At 66.2% G+C, this 14,630-nt stretch carries 12 protein-coding genes; 3 read left to right on the plus strand and 9 right to left on the minus strand.

From position 1 onward, the window contains the following. Position 1: 1 nt before the first annotated feature. Positions 2 to 1,063 carry an HpcH/HpaI aldolase/citrate lyase family protein gene (locus B9C43_RS22105; RefSeq protein ID WP_084429150.1) on the minus strand — a complete coding sequence of 354 codons (1,062 nt, stop codon included), beginning with the start codon at positions 1,061 to 1,063 and terminating at the stop codon, positions 2 to 4. A gap of 207 nt (positions 1,064 to 1,270) precedes the next feature. Here B9C43_RS22105 and B9C43_RS22110 point away from each other — a divergent pair, with 207 nt between their 5' ends. Further along, entirely contained in the window at positions 1,271 to 3,073 is a 1,803-nt protein-coding gene (locus B9C43_RS22110) for an elongation factor G (RefSeq protein ID WP_084428751.1), read from the plus strand. Here B9C43_RS22110 and B9C43_RS22115 read toward each other — a convergent pair. The 6 genes from B9C43_RS22115 to B9C43_RS22140 all read right to left on the minus strand — a co-directional run bounded on the left by B9C43_RS22115 (position 3,063) and on the right by B9C43_RS22140 (position 10,546). Next, positions 3,063 to 4,112, minus strand: coding sequence for an isoaspartyl peptidase/L-asparaginase family protein (locus B9C43_RS22115; RefSeq protein ID WP_084428752.1), 1,050 nt, complete (start codon positions 4,110 to 4,112; stop codon positions 3,063 to 3,065). The genes B9C43_RS22110 and B9C43_RS22115 overlap by 11 nt on opposite strands. A gap of 46 nt (positions 4,113 to 4,158) precedes the next feature. Beyond that, complete coding sequence (locus B9C43_RS22120; RefSeq protein WP_084429152.1) at positions 4,159 to 6,003, minus strand: glycoside hydrolase family 5 protein; 1,845 nt, start codon at positions 6,001 to 6,003, stop codon at positions 4,159 to 4,161. Between the two features lie 219 nt (positions 6,004 to 6,222). Beyond that, entirely contained in the window at positions 6,223 to 6,786 is a 564-nt protein-coding gene (locus B9C43_RS22125; RefSeq protein ID WP_084429153.1) for a GTP-binding protein, read from the minus strand. 28 nt (positions 6,787 to 6,814) lie between these two features. After that, on the minus strand, positions 6,815 to 7,318 hold the full coding sequence (locus B9C43_RS22130; RefSeq protein ID WP_051895050.1) for a DUF742 domain-containing protein: 504 nt from the start codon (positions 7,316 to 7,318) through the stop codon (positions 6,815 to 6,817). Between the two features lie 7 nt (positions 7,319 to 7,325). Then, positions 7,326 to 7,763 (minus strand): roadblock/LC7 domain-containing protein, encoded by a 438-nt coding sequence (locus B9C43_RS22135; RefSeq protein WP_084428753.1) that lies wholly within the window; start codon positions 7,761 to 7,763, stop codon positions 7,326 to 7,328. Beyond that, positions 7,760 to 10,546 (minus strand): sensor histidine kinase, encoded by a 2,787-nt coding sequence (locus B9C43_RS22140; RefSeq protein ID WP_235038759.1) that lies wholly within the window; start codon positions 10,544 to 10,546, stop codon positions 7,760 to 7,762. Before B9C43_RS22140 ends, B9C43_RS22135 begins: the two co-directional genes overlap by 4 nt. Before the next feature lie 504 nt (positions 10,547 to 11,050). Here B9C43_RS22140 and B9C43_RS59625 point away from each other — a divergent pair. Further along, positions 11,051 to 11,425, plus strand: coding sequence for a DUF485 domain-containing protein (locus tag B9C43_RS59625; RefSeq protein ID WP_033381494.1), 375 nt, complete (start codon positions 11,051 to 11,053; stop codon positions 11,423 to 11,425). Beyond that, positions 11,422 to 12,996 carry a solute symporter family protein gene (locus B9C43_RS22150; protein WP_084428755.1) on the plus strand — a complete coding sequence of 525 codons (1,575 nt, stop codon included), beginning with the start codon at positions 11,422 to 11,424 and terminating at the stop codon, positions 12,994 to 12,996. Before B9C43_RS59625 ends, B9C43_RS22150 begins: the two co-directional genes overlap by 4 nt. Here the strand turns inward: B9C43_RS22150 and B9C43_RS22155 are convergent. After that, positions 12,973 to 14,349 (minus strand): pyridoxal phosphate-dependent decarboxylase family protein, encoded by a 1,377-nt coding sequence (locus B9C43_RS22155; protein WP_084429156.1) that lies wholly within the window; start codon positions 14,347 to 14,349, stop codon positions 12,973 to 12,975. The two genes, B9C43_RS22150 and B9C43_RS22155, sit on opposite strands and share 24 nt — an antisense overlap. Beyond that, the gene (locus B9C43_RS22160) at positions 14,349 to 14,621 is read right to left on the minus strand and encodes an MFS transporter (protein WP_327222819.1); all 273 of its coding nucleotides are present in this window, start codon (positions 14,619 to 14,621) and stop codon (positions 14,349 to 14,351) included. Before B9C43_RS22160 ends, B9C43_RS22155 begins: the two co-directional genes overlap by 1 nt. Between the last annotated feature and the right edge of the window lie 9 nt (positions 14,622 to 14,630).

Consider the following 14,630-nt stretch of genomic DNA (forward strand, 5'->3'; position numbering starts at 1 on the left):
CTCAGTCCTTCTGGGCTTGGGCGTAAGCCTCGGCAAGCTCGGGGTCGCGGGCGGCGAGCTGATCGGCGAGCTCAGCGACCACGCGACACTGCTTCACCGTAGCGTCATCCTGCATCTTGCCGTCGATCATGACCGTTCCAGTGCCGTCGCCCATCTCCCTGATCACGCGGCGTGCCCACGCGACGTCCTCGGGTGAGGGCGAGAAGACCTTCTTGGCGATCTTGATCTGCGCCGGGTGCAGGCTCCACGCACCCACGCAGCCCAGGAGGAACGCGTTGCGGAACTGGTCCTCACAGCCGACCGTGTCCCGAATGTCCCCGAACGGCCCGTAGTACGGAAGGATCCCGTTCGCCGCGCACGCATCGACCATTCGCGCGACGGTATAGTGCCACAGATCCTGCTGATAGGTCTGCCTGCCGGCAGTGATGTCCTCCCCGACCGGGTCCGTCCGCACCAGGTAGCCGGGGTGCCCGCCGCCGACGCGGGTCGTCTTCATCCGCCTGCTGGCCGCGAGATCCGCCGGGCCGAGCGAAATGCCCTGCATACGCGGGGAAGCACCGGCGATTTCCTCCACATTGGCCACACCGGTCGCGGTCTCCAGGATGGCGTGCACCAGGATCGGCCGCTCCAGCCCGGCCTTGGCCTCCAACTGGGCCAGCAGCCGGTCGACGTAGTGGATGTCCTGAGCGCCCTCGACCTTCGGCACGATCACCACGTCCAGCTTGTGCCCGATCGCGGGAACCAGCGTCAGCAGGTCGTCCAGCGCCCACGGCGAGTCAAGGCTGTTCATCCGGGTCCACAGCTGCGCGTCGCCGAAGTCGGTGTTCTTGCCGATCTCGACAAGGCCTTCGCGGGCGACCTCCTTGCGATCGGCCGGGATCGCGTCCTCCAGGTTGCCGACCAGCACGTCCACCTGGGTGACCAGGTCAGGGACCTTCGCGGCCATCTTGGGGTTGCCGGGGTCGAAGAAGTGCAGCGCACGCGAAGGGCGGAACGGGATCTCCCGCACCGGCTGCGGCGCCCCCAGCGCCAACGGCCGGAAGAAGTCCTTCGGCGAACGCATCATGACCTCCACTCGCTCGGGTTTACCGGAGGGTAACCCGAGCAGCGGGGTCGTGCCCGCGAGCCGCGTCACAGTAAATCGGTTGCCCAGCTCAGGCGGCTCTGCTGCACTTCCGGCACGCGAAACCTCGACCAAGGAGAGCAGTAGTGCGACTCGCTGCCATGTCCACCCAGACAGGAATTCACCCCTCTCTCAAGGACATGAAGCTTGGTACGCACGCTCAACTTGGGGATCCTCGCGCACGTCGACGCCGGTAAGACCAGCCTGACCGAGCGGCTGCTGCAGCTCGGCGGCGTGATCGACCAGATCGGCCGGGTCGATCACGGCAACACGCAGACCGACTCCATGGCGTTGGAGCGGCAACGCGGGATCACCATCAAATCCGCTGTGGTGTCGTTCGTCGTCGACGACGTCACCGTCAATCTGATCGACACACCTGGCCACCCGGACTTCATTGCCGAGGTCGAGCGCTCGTTGAGCGTGCTCGACGGCGCTGTTCTGGTCATCTCCGCTGTGGAGGGTGTGCAGGCGCAGACTCGCGTGCTGATGCGTGCGTTGCAGCGCTTGAAAATCCCCACGCTCATCTTCGTGAACAAGATCGACCGCATGGGTGCGCGGCATGACAGTCTGCTCACCGAGATCGCTGAACGGCTGACTCCGGCGATCGTCCCGGTCGACAGCGACCCCACGGATGTCCTGGCCACGCTGGACGATTCCGTCCTCGTCGGCTACGTCAACGGGTCGCTTACCGCCGATCATCTGCACAAGTCCTTTGTTTCCCAAGCGAAGCAGGCACGGGCTTATCCGGTGTTCTTCGGCTCGGCCATCACCGGCGCCGGCGTCAAGGAGCTGATGACCGCGCTGCCCACGTTCCTGCCCTGCGCGCAGGGAGACACCGAAGGCTCCGGAGCGGGTCTGGTGTTCAAAGTGGAACGTGGCGAGCGCGGCGAGAAGATCGCTTACGTCCGGATGTTCGACGGCACGCTGTGTGTCCGGGATCGAGTCCGGTTCGGCGACCGGGACGGGAAAGTCACCGCGATCAGCGTGTTCGACCGAGGGCCTGCCATGCCGAGCCCGGCCGTCCGCGCCGGGCAGATCGCGAAGCTCTGGGGACTGGCCGACATCCGGATCGGTGACCAGATCGGCGAGCAGCACGCTCGTACGGAGCACCACTTCTCGCCGCCGACGCTGGAAACCGTTGTGGTTCCGGCGAATCAGACGCAGCGAGGTGCCATGTACCTCGCTCTGAGTCAGCTCGCCGAACAGGATCCGTTGATCAACCTGCGGCAGGACGGCGTGATCTCGTTGTACGGCGAGGTGCAGAAGGAAGTCATCCAAGCGACCCTGCTCAACGACTACGGCATCGCTGTGTCGTTCGAGGAGACCACGACGATCTGCATCGAGCGAGTCGCGGGGACGGGCGAGGCGTTCGAGATCATCAACGAGGGCGACAACCCTTACCTGGCAACGGTAGGTCTGCGGGTCGAGCCAGGAACGGGGGTGACGTTCCAGTTGGAGGTCGAGCTCGGGTCGATGCCGTCGGCGTTCTTCAACGCCGTCGAGGAAAGCGTGCACAAGACATTGCGGCACGGACTGCACGGCTGGGAGGTCACCGATGTCGCCGTCACCATGACGCATTCTGGTTACTGGGCACGGCAAAGCCACTCCCACGGCACGTTCGACAAGTCGATGTCCAGCACAGCCGGGGATTTCCGGAACTTGACCGCGCTCGTGTTGACCAACGCGCTCAAGCAAGCAGGAACCGTTGTGTACGAACCCATGCACTCCTACCAGCTGGAAATCCCCGGCGACACGCTTTCCCTGGTACAGCCGGTATTGGTCCGGCTGCGGGCGTTCCCGCTCAGTTCCACGCCACGGAATTCGTCATACCTCCTGGAAGGCGACATTCCCGCGGCGAAGGTCCATGAGCTGGAACGCCTGCTGCCGTCATTGACGCGGGGCGAAGGCGTGTTCGAATGCGCCTTCGACCATTACTCGGTCAGCTGTTAGACGGTGTCTCGTCCACGAAGACCTTCGTGACGATCTTGCCGTCGGCCGTGAGATAGCCGTGCAGCATGCCTGGCGTGCTGTGCGGCGCGTCGAAAGTCCCTTGGCGGTCAAGGGCGATCACGCCGCCCGTGCCGCCAAGGGCAGGCAGGCGCTTGACGATCACCTCGAACGCGGCGTCGGCAAGGCTCTTGCGACCGAACTCGATCATGTTGGAGATCGTGCTTGCCGCGGCGCCGCGGATGAACACCTCGCCCTGGCCGGTCGCGCTGATCGCCGCCGTCTCGTTCTTCGCGTACGTGCCCGCGCCGATCACCGGCGAGTCACCGACCCTGCCGATCATCTTGTTGGTCAGCCCGCCCGTGGACGTCGCGGCGGAGAGATTGCGACCCTGGTCGACCGCGACCGCGCCGACCGTGCTGTATTCAGCCACCTTGGGGGCTTGCGGGTTCTTGGCGTTCATCAGCTGGTCCCAGCGCCGCTGAGTCCAGAAGTAGTCCTGGGTCACGGTCTTCAGGCCGTTGCGGGCCGCGAAGTCGTCCGCGCCTTCACCGGCCAGCAGCACGTGCGGGGACTTCTCCATCACCAGGCGCGCGGCGGAAATCGGGTTCTTGACGCTCTTCACGCCGGCGACCGCACCGGCACGAAGATCGTCCCCGCGCATGATCGACGCGTCCAGCTCGTGCCCGGCGTCCTCGGTGAAGACCGCGCCCTTGCCCGCGTTGAACAACTCGTTGTCTTCGAGGACCTTCACCGCGGCCTCGACGGCGTCCAAGCTCGCGCCGCCGCCACGCAGCACCTGCTCCCCTGCGCGCAACGCCGCAGCGAGCCCGTCCCGATAGGCTTTCTCCAGCTCAGGCGGCGTGTCCTTGCGAATCAGCCCGGTGCCCGCGCCGCCGTGCACCGCGAGGATGACGTTGCGGGCATCGGGCTTGGGGTGTGCGTTGGTTTCCACTTGACCAGTGTGAACAGGTTCGGCACCACTGTGCTGGACGGCCAGGAGCAGCCCGGCCGTCGTGATGAAGGCCAGCAGGAATCTCATCGTTCACCTCGTGAGCAGAATCGAGGGTAAGTACCCGACGATTCACTCACGAGGTGACAATCCGGCGGCAGAGCAAAGCGTCGGGTGTTCGGCTGGACCCGATCCGTCCGGTGTACGCGACGCCCGCGATGTACTCGTCCGCGGCACACTGGCCCTTGTAGTGGCCGTGCGCGAACTCCCCGCCGCCGGGAGCGCGGTTGTCGTGGCGGTCGAACCACAGTGTTCGACTCGTCTTGCCCAACGCCTGGGGCGATCGCCCGCAGAGCACCGATGAGAGGGCCGCTCCTCGCACGCTGTAGCCCACGACATAGTGGTCCGTCGGGCATTGCAGCTTGGTGTACCCGCTGGCCCAGTCAGTGTCCACGTAGGACTCGTTGCGAACGGCTTGATATCCGGTCGCCCTGCTGGATTCGACGCACAGGCCCCGGTTCCCGGTGTGGCTCAGGCCGGTGAGGCGTTGCCCGTCCGGACACACGCCTTTCCGTGCACCGGAATCCCAGTCCGGTTGGGCGCGGACCGTCCGGGATTGCTGGAAGTCCGCGTGGTCCAGGGTCAGCATGGACCAGCGCTTGCTCGGTTGCGCGGCCTTCGCAGGTGCGTTGACCAGCCGCGACCATGCTCCGGCACGCCAGTCGTCGCCGTCGTACAGACCTATGCGTTGACCTGCGGCGTCCCAGTGCAGCAGGCCCCAGCCGTTGCCCTGCTTGTTGGTGTGGAACCCGACGAGCGGCCAGTACGCGAAGTCCGCGTCGGTCTCGACCAGGTAGTCCACGAACCGCTCGAACCAGGCCCGGGACTTGGGATCGGTGTTGCCCCTGCCGCCGACACCGAACTCGCTGATCCACACAGGCGCGGTGAAGTGGTTTCCTGTCTCGGCGGCGACGTAGAACGCTTGCCGGTACAGGACTTCCCTGAGTTGCTCGGGGCTGAGGTCCTGATAACGCGGATCGCTCGTCTCGCCGGTCCCGGTCGCGCCGGTGTGGTTCGGCCCGGTGTAACCGTAGAAATGCGCTGAATAGACCAGCTTCCCGGAGTCGACGAGGGTGTGCGACAAGGTGCGCGCGGGTTCCAGCGTCGGCCTGCCGTGCGGGAAGCCGTCGACCGGGATGCCCGTCCAGTTGATGCCTTCGACGATGATCAGCAGGTCCGGGTTGGCCTCGGTGAGGATCCGGTCACCGACGATCTGGCTGGCCCGCTGCCAGTCGTGCTGGTTGCCCCAGCCCCAGTTCGGGTCGTCCCACACGGTCCGGCGGACCTCGTTGTACAGGTCCGCACCAACCACGCGTTTGTTCGAGGCGTACCGGCGGGCCATGAACAGCCAGTCCTCTTCCCACTGCTGGGCTGTCTGACTGGTGTTCCAGCGCTCATTGCCGTCGACCCCGCAGCACCACCGGGAGGTCGTCGTGTGGTTGTTGAGGATCACCGCGAACCCGCGCTCAGTCAGCCGCTGCACCACGGCGTCGTAGATCTGCAGCGGTGTCTTGCCTTTGAGGTTCGCGTCGACCGGGCTGGTGACCGGGGTCTGGTCGTGGATCATCTGGTTGGCGAACGGCAGCCTGATGCTGTTCAGGCCGAGTTCGACGAACCCGTCGATGATCGTGTCCAGCTTGGCGCGGGTCAGGCCGAGCGGGATCTGGTCGGCTTTCTCGCCGGCGTGGTGGTTGGCGGGATCGTTGATGTCGCCCGACCCGTTCCACGTCCCGCTCGCACCGTGCCAGTTGCCGGACTTGAGCTTGAACCGCTTGCCCTGCGCGTCGACGATGTAGCGCCCTTGCGTGCTGAGCGGACCAACCCAGGTCGGACCAACCCAGTCGAGTTGTGCCGCCCTCCCAGACGGCACAACCACAAGCCCGGCCAGCAGCGTCGCCACCAGAACCTGAACGATCCTCACAATCGTCACCGTAGTGGTCTAGTCCACCACGAAGAAGAACGGAATGGTTACGACGAGTCGTGAACTAATGCACAGGCACGTGTCCACCGTTCCAGCACCCCGTGTCCACCACTGCGACACCCTGAGATGCACTTTCCGGCACGTCGAGTTGCAGGCAAAGGGAATTTCATGGTGCCGGAATGGTCGACACACCGTGCCGGAATGGTGGACACGCGAGGGCTAGTGCGCCGGAACCCCGTTAGCCGTGATCCACCGCTCGACCGAGTACTCGACCAGGGTGATCAGGGTTTGCTTGGTCGACTCGCGATCCCTTGCGTCACAACGGACGATCGGCACGCGTGGGTCGATCGCCATGGCTTCGCGGACGTCGTCGACCTTGTGGTGCAGTTCGCCGTCGAAGCAGTTGAGGCCCACGATGTACGGCAGGCCGCGCTCTTCGAAGAAGTCGACCGGGGAGAACGAATCCGCGAGCCTGCGGGTGTCGGCGAGCACCACCGCACCGATCGCGCCACGGACCAGGTCGTCCCACATGAACCAGAACCGTTGCTGCCCAGGGGTTCCGAACAGGTAGAGGATCAGGTCGGTATCGAGCGACACCCGGCCGAAGTCCATCGCCACGGTCGTTGTGGTCTTGTCGGGGGTCGATTCCAGATCGTCGACGCCGATGCTCGCCTCGGTCATCACCGCTTCGGTGGTCAGCGGCATGATCTCGGAGACCGAGCCGACGAAGGTCGTCTTGCCGGCCCCGAAACCGCCGGCTACCACGATCTTCACCGACGTCATGGTCGGCACGATTGCTTGCTGCGCGGTTCTATAGCCGGCGGAGTCCACCCAAAACCCTTTCCATCAGCGCGAGATGTGATGAACCGCCGGACAGGCCGGTCGTCCGGTGGACGACGACCAATCCGGTCGCGACCATGTCCCCGAGCACGATCTTGGTTACTTGCAACGGCATGTCCAGTTCCGCGGAGACCTCCGCGACCGACTTGGGCGTACGGCACAACCGGGCGATCGAGCGGTGCTCGATCTCGGTCAGCCCGTCCTCGGCCAGCCCCGCGGGTGTCGTGGAGATCATCGCCTCCACCCGCAGGTCCCCTTCCGCTTTCGTGCGACCACCGGTCACGGCGTACGGCCGGACCATCGCTGGGTCGTCGTCAGGCATCTCCACCAGCACAGGTTGTGGCGGGCCCAGTGGCGCACGGGGCTCTGGTGTCGGTTTCGCGTCGGCGTGCTCGCCCGCTCGCTTGCCGAATGTCAACTCGTTCAACACGTCGGCGAAGGTCGGGCCGGGTGGCGCGTCCTCGTGGATCGTCATGGAACCCTCACACCGCTGCCCCGGTCATTCCCCTCGCACCCTGCAGGGCCGCACGCAGTTCGGGGGTGAGCATCTGGCCGCCCCGGTCGACCAGCATCGTCATCTCGTACGCGATCTGGCCGATGTCGCAGGTCGGCGCGGCGAGCACGGCGAGGGACGACCCGTCGCTGATCGACATCAGCAGCAGGATCCCGCGTTCCATCTCCACCACGGTCTCCTTGACCGGGCCTGCCTCGAAGCACCGTGACGCGCCGTGGGTCAGGCTGACCAGGCCGGAGGCCACCGCGGCGAGCTGGTCGGCGCGGTCGATGGGCAGCCGGGCGGACGCGGTCAGCAGCAGTCCGTCGGCGGACACCACGACCGCGTGCGCCACGCCTGCGACTCGCTCGGCGAAGTCGTTGACCAGCCAGCCGAACTGGTGCGGCTGGGATTGGGGCGAAGTCATGGACTTGTCTCCTGTTGTCCGTTCTGGTTGCCGGCCAGGCTGCGCCTGCCGTTACTCAGTCCGCGCTGAAGCTCATCCAGCCGGCCCCGAACCTCCTGTGCCCCTCGTTCACCCCGCACCAGTCCCTCGCCGAATCCCGGCGGCGAGGTGATGCTCCCGGGTACGAGCTTCTCCCGGGGGACGCGCTGCGGCAAGCCCGCGGGCGTGACACCTTCGGGGGACTTCGTGGCGGATTCCGCTGCCTTGAAGCCGTTGTCCGCCTGGGTGTACACGCGCGACTTGCCTGCGTCTGTGTGGCCTCGGGCCCTGGACAGCCCGCTCTGCAAACCACCGAGCCTGTCCCGCAACGCCTCGGCTTCCTTGCGGCCACGGATCTCCGGCGCGTGCGTGGTCTCCGCGATGCTTCCCGGCACCAGCTTCTCGCGCGGGACTCGTTGCGGCAGACCGGCTTTGGTGACCCCCATGGGCGGTTCGGTGACGGCCTGCGCGGTCTGGAAACCCTTGTCCGCGGCGAACTTCCACGTCTCGGTCGGCGCGTCGGGGGCCGGTTCGTCCTGATCGGACCCGGTGAACCAAGCCGAGATCATCTCGTCGAAGATCGGGGTGGTCTCGTGGATTCCCCGCTCGGCCGGTGGCGAGGACGGCATGATCGGGTCCCACCAGCCCGTGGTCACGGCCGACTGTTCCGCCGTGCTCGCGGGCTGCTCGGCGGTGGCGAACAGGTCGCCCTTGACCGGCCCGTCCAGCTCAACGGCGGACTTGTGCACGGGCGCGGCGCCGGTCGCCAGCCGGGACACGATGTCCGAAGTAGACGCCTTGTGCCCGTTGGTGTACGGCTTGGCCGGCGGCACTTCCTCATGCTCGCCAGGGGACAGCAGGTCGGCAGGGATGGTCATGGTCGCCCTGATGCCCTGGATGTCCTTGCCGCCGTGCAGTTCCACCTTGACGTTGTGCCTGCTGGCCAGCCGCCCGACGACGAAGAGGCCCATCCGGCGCGACGCCGACGCGTCCAGCTGGCCACCGTCCGCCAGCCGGGTGTTCACCTCGGCGATCTCCTCGTCCCGCATGCCGATGCCGCTGTCGAGGACGTCGACCGACACGGTGCCGTCGTCCGCGAGCCTGCTGGCGATCGTCACCTTGGTCTCCGGCGCGGAGAACGCGGTCGCGTTGTCCAGCAGCTCGGCCGTGAGCCTGACCAGGTCACGGGCCGCGTAGCCGACGACCGTCAGCGGTGGCGGCGGCTGGACGACAACTCGTTGGTACTGCTCGATCTCCGACACAGCGGCGCGCAGCAGGTCGGCCAGCTGGACCGGCGGCCCGGCGCGGCGGGCCAGTTCGCTGCCCGACGAGAGCACCATCAGGTTCTCGTTGTTGCGGCGCATCCGGGTGGCCAGGTGGTCCAGCTGGAACAGCGTGGCCAGCTGGTCGGGGTCTTCCTCGTCCCGCTCGAGCCGGTCGAGCAGGTGCAACTGCCGTTGCACCAGACCTTGGCTGCGCCGGGAGAGGTTGACGAACACGTCGCCGTAGCTCGCCCGCAGATGAGCCTGTTCGGCGGCCAGTCGCAACGCCTGGTCCTGCACGGCGTCGAACGCACGGGCCACCTGGCCGAGCTCGTCCTTTGTGGTCACCGGAACCGGCGCGACCAACGGCGGCAACAACGCGCCCGCCCGCAGCCCGGCGACTGCCTCGGGCAGCTTGTGGTCCGCGACCGACAACGCGCTGCGCCGCAGAATCCGAAGCGAGCCAACAAGTTGGCGGCCGACGATGACCACGACCGCCGCCGCGAGCAGCATCGCCGAGAACAGCACGACCGATACGAGCCCGGCGGCGTCGCTCGCCGCGTTCTGCAAGCGAAGCGACTCCGCGCGCATCCCCCGGGCGAGTACGCCCGCGACGGTCGCGTACGCACCCGTCGTCAGCTGGGAACTTGTCTGCCAGTCGGACGAGTTGACCGCGAGCGGGCCGCCCGGCCTCGTCTCCTGCTGGTCGAGAATCTGGTTCACCAGCCGCATCCGGGTGGTGACTCCGGCGCCGCTGGCGGTCTTGTTGAACTCCTGCCGCTGCGCCTGGGTCGCCGTCGCGTTGAAGTCGGCGATCCGCGCGCCGAGCCGAGACTGTGACGTACGCAGCGTGCTGAGCTCGACGGTGGACAGCGCGCCGCGGACTATGCCGGTGGAGACCACCGCTTGCTGCAGGTATACCTCTTCGGTAGCCAGCTGCAGGTTGTGCAGCGCGGCCGCCGTGCCCGACAGGGCCGGGTCGGTGATCTCGCCTGCCAGTGCCCGGTCGAACCGGAGCAGCGTGGCGATCAGGTCGTTGTACTGGATCAGCGCCGAACGCGGGTCGAGCGCCGACTGGCTGACCTGTTCGCGCACCGTGCTCAGCGAGCCGGGCATGGCGGCGACTTCCTGCCCGGCGTCCTGCGCGACCGGCGTGACGAACTGGACCACAGCGGCCGCCCGGCTCATCGCGTCCCAGTTCACGTCGGTCGCCTGGTACTCCTGGCGGAGTTCAGGACCGGGCTGCTCGGTCTTGGCCACGAGCAGGCGCGTCGACTCGGCCCGTTCCAGTTGCAGGCCGCCGATCGTCTTGCCGACCTGATCGGACAGTGCCACCAGCCGGTCCACCCGGCGGTAGGAGTCGGCCCTCGCCACCTGGTCGTGGATCTGCACCGCGCCGAGCGCGACGACGAAGACCAGCGGGACCAGGGTGACCGCGGCGAGCTTGGTGCGCAGGTGCCAGTCCCGCCAGCGCAGCATCCGTGCTCGTCCTGTGCTGGTCACTGTCAAAACACTCCCAATGCGCGCAGTCGCTTACTGCATTGCCTCATCAAAGACGGGGATCAATTACTCGCACCGTACGGTTTCGCAGGGTGTCGGCACCCCCATCAGGAAGTGCCGGAACCCAGATGCTACATGAGAAGAATGATCAATCAATGGCCCAATCGGGGCGGCTCCGCAATTCGCTACACCGAGCACGTGTTAATAGCGACTTTATGCCCCGATCGGGGGAAATTTCGCCTAGGGCAACCGTCCTGGATGGACGCTTGCGCGGTCCGAGGACCACCGACAGCAGTCCGAACGGCACTCCTGTGAGGGACATCGGGCCTGTTCAGGGCACGAACACGCTACGAAACCGTAAGATTCACCCGGAAGTGTGAGCGTCGCCCCTCAGGTACCGCCCCGGCGCGGCCGATGTAGTGATCGGACCGCCCGGTGACCTATTGGACAACCCGAAACTCGTGGTTAGTATGGCCCGCGCCTGATAGGCGTACCGGGAAGGTACATATGACGCACTGGTCCGGCCGAACCGCTTCGGTCAGCTTTGGCAGAATCAACTCTTCAACAGAAAAAGAAGCACCAGAAGGGCTCGACTTCGTCCGTATTCAACGGAGCAAGGAATTCACTGAACTGCGATCCGGAGTGCGCCGGTTCGTGTTCCCGGTGACCCTGCTGTTCTTCGGGTGGTACCTCGGATTCGTCGTGCTCGCCGCGTACTTCGGCGAGTTCATGTCCCACCGGCTGGTCGGCTTCATCAACGTCGGGCTCGTGCTCGGTGTGCTGCAGTTCGTCAGCACGCTGCTGATCACCCTGTGGTACCGGCGCTTCGCCAAGCGCCGGATCGATCCCAAGGTCGCGGCGTTGCGAGAGGCTCATTCATGACCACCGATGCAGGCAGTCCGGCGCTGAACATGGCCGTGTTCGCCTTGTTCGTCCTCGTGACGCTGGTGATCGTGGCCAACGTCAACCGCAGGCACGCGACTGCGAACGACTACTTCACCGCGGGCGGCGCGTTCGGCGGCGGCAAGAACGGCCTCGCCCTGTCCGGCGACTTCCTGTCGGCCGCGTCGTTCCTCGGCATCGCCGGAGCGATCGCGATCCACGGCTACGACGGGTTCCTCTACTCCATCGGATTCCTGGTGGCGTGGCTGGTGAACCTGCTGTTGATCGCCGAACTGGTCCGCAACACCGGCCGGTTCACCATGGGCGACGTGCTCTCGTACCGGATGCGGGCCCGCCCGGTCCGCGCCGCCGCGGCCACGTCGACCCTCGTGATCTCCTTCTTCTACATGCTCGCGCAAATGGCCGGTGCCGGTGGCGTCGTGGCGTTGCTGCTCGGTGTGCACGACGGCAAGGGCCAAGCGATCGTGATCACTGTCGTCGGCGTCGTGATGATGCTGTACGTGCTGATCGGCGGCATGCGCGGGACCACGTGGGTGCAGATCATCAAGGCCGCGATCCTGGTGCTGTGCGTCGCGTTGATGACCGTGTTCCTGCTCGGCAAGTTCGGCTTCAACATCTCCGCGCTGTTGCAGCAGGCCGCGGCCAACAACGTCAAGGGCGACCGGATTCTCAACCCGGGCGGGATGTTCGGCGAGAACAGCACCAGCAAACTCGACTTCATCTCGCTCGCGCTCGCGCTGGTGCTCGGCGCCGCCGGCCTGCCGCACGTGCTGATGCGCTTCTACACCGTGCCCAACGCCGTGCAGGCACGCCGATCGGTGATCTGGGCGGTCGGCACGATGACGGTGTTCTACCTGGCGACGTTGATCATCGGGTACGGCGCGTCGGCGTTGGTCGGCTCGGAACGGATTCTCGCTGCCACCGGCCGTGAGAACTCCGCGGCGCCACTGTTGGCGTACGAGATCGGTGGCACGCTACTGCTTGGCATCGTCGCCGCGGTCGCGTTCGCCACGATCCTCGCTGTGGTGGCAGGGTTGACGTTGACCGCGTCGGCTTCGTTCGCCCATGACGTTTACGCCAACATCTTCAAGCGCGGCCGGGCCAAGCCTGGCACCGAGGTCCGCGTGGCCAGGCTGACCGCGGTCGTGGTCGGTGGGCTGGCGATCGTCGGCGGGATCCTTGCCAACGGGCAGAACGTGGCGTTCCTCGTCGGCCTCGCGTTCGCGTTCGCCGCGTCGGCCAATCTGTCCACATTGCTCTACTCGTTGTTCTGGAAGCGGTTCAACACCAGCGGAACGCTGTGGGGTATGTACGGCGGTTTGGTGTCGTGTCTCGCCCTTGTCGCGATCTCGCCGGTCGTCTCGGGCAGCCCGACGTCCATCTTCCCGCGCGTGGACTTCGTGTTCTTCCCGTTGAGCAACCCGGGAATCGTGTCCATCCCGGTCTCGTTCATCCTCGGCTTCCTCGGCACAGTCCTCAGCCGTGACAAGGGCGACGCACGCAAGCAAGCCGAGATGGAAGTCCGGTCACTGACCGGCATCAACCCCTGACGTGTAAAGACGGCCAAGGAACTCGGTCAGCAGCCGCTCCCGCAGCTGGGCGGGAGCGGCTGCCAGCAAGGTGTTGACCGCGGCCATCCCCGCGCTCATGTCCACCGATGCCAGCAGGTTGTCGAACTGGTCAGCAGTCAAAGTGGACGCGTCGAGGCCGTCGACGAGTCCGGTGTCGACGACGATCGGCTTTGCTTCGGCGATCGCCGCGGTCAGGTCGCGGAGGAATTCGTCCTCGTTGCCGTGGTTCGCCGCGGTGACCGTGAGGTGCAGGTTCGCCGGTGAGTTCTGGAACGCGAACTGCGGCTGGACGTACCAGCCTCGGTCACGCATCCGGTCTGCCAGCGAGAACAAGTCCACCTCCGGCGTGGTCACCGCCAGCAATGTGGACACCGGATCGCCAAGCACGGTCAGTCCGGCTTGCGTGATGCCTTGCCTGAGACGCTGCACGGCCGTCAAGGTTTTCGAGGCCAGTTCCAGGTATCCGTCGTCGCCGACGTGCCGGACCACGGCCCACGCCGCCGCGACCGGCCCGCCCGAGCGAGTGGACTGCATGGTGGAGTTGAGCATCGTGTAGCCAGGCCATGCGGCGCTGGCGAAGTACTGGGACCGCCTGAGTTCGGCATCCCTGTGCAGCAGTACAGAGGTCCCTTTAGGACAGTAGGCGTACTTGTGCAGGTCGACCGAGATGCTCGTGACACCAGGGACCCGGAAGTCGAACAGCGGCACGTCAACGCCGAGCCTGGCGAAATACGGCAGAACCCAGCCGCCGATACAGGCGTCGACGTGGCAGCGAACGCCTCTTTCCGCCGCTGCCAGGGCAATGTCGGCGATCGGGTCGATCACACCGTGCGCGTACGAAGGCGCGCTGGCGACCACGAGCACCGTCGTGTCGTCGATCGCGGCTCGGATGGCCTCGGGATCGGCGGTGAAATCCTCACCGACCGGGACCGCCACCGGCCTGATGCCGAAGTAGTACGCGGCTTTGTGGAACGCGGCATGTGCGGTCACCGGGAACACAATGGACGGACGATCGACGTCCGGCCTGGCTTTTCGCGCGGCCAGAACGGCCAGCATGCACGACTCGGTACCACCCGAGGTGATCTGCCCGGCGCCGCCGTTCAGCAGCTTCGCCGCAGTCCCGACGACCTCGTTCTCCATCCGCAGCAGGCTCGGGAAAGCAGTGGGATCCAGTCCGTTCGCCGACGATGCCAGCGCATGGGCGGCGGCGCCGAGTTCGTCGATGCGCGCCAAACCGCTGTCATAGACGTAGGCCATCGTGCGGCCGCCGTGCGTCGGCAGGTCGTCGGCACGCATCTCCCGTAGCTCGGCCAGCACCTGCTCGGCGGGTATCACGCACGCACCTCCAGCTTCTTCGTCAACAACGGCAACGCCGCCAGCACAAGGACAACCGGCACGACCGTGAACCCGATCAACGCGGCCGTGACCGCGCTCTGCGGCTGGACCACTGACGCGCCGGTGCTCGACACGTACCCGCCGATCGCCAGAATCAGGCCGTAAACGCCTGGGCCAAGGGCGAAGCCCAGCGTCTCCCCCGCTGTCCACACACCGGAGAACAGGCCCGCCCGGCGCACTCCGGTCCGCTTCTCCTCGGCGGTGATCACGTCCGGCAG

It is taken from the genome of Kibdelosporangium aridum (assembly GCF_900176515.1).
Lineage (GTDB): Bacteria > Actinomycetota > Actinomycetes > Mycobacteriales > Pseudonocardiaceae > Kibdelosporangium > Kibdelosporangium aridum.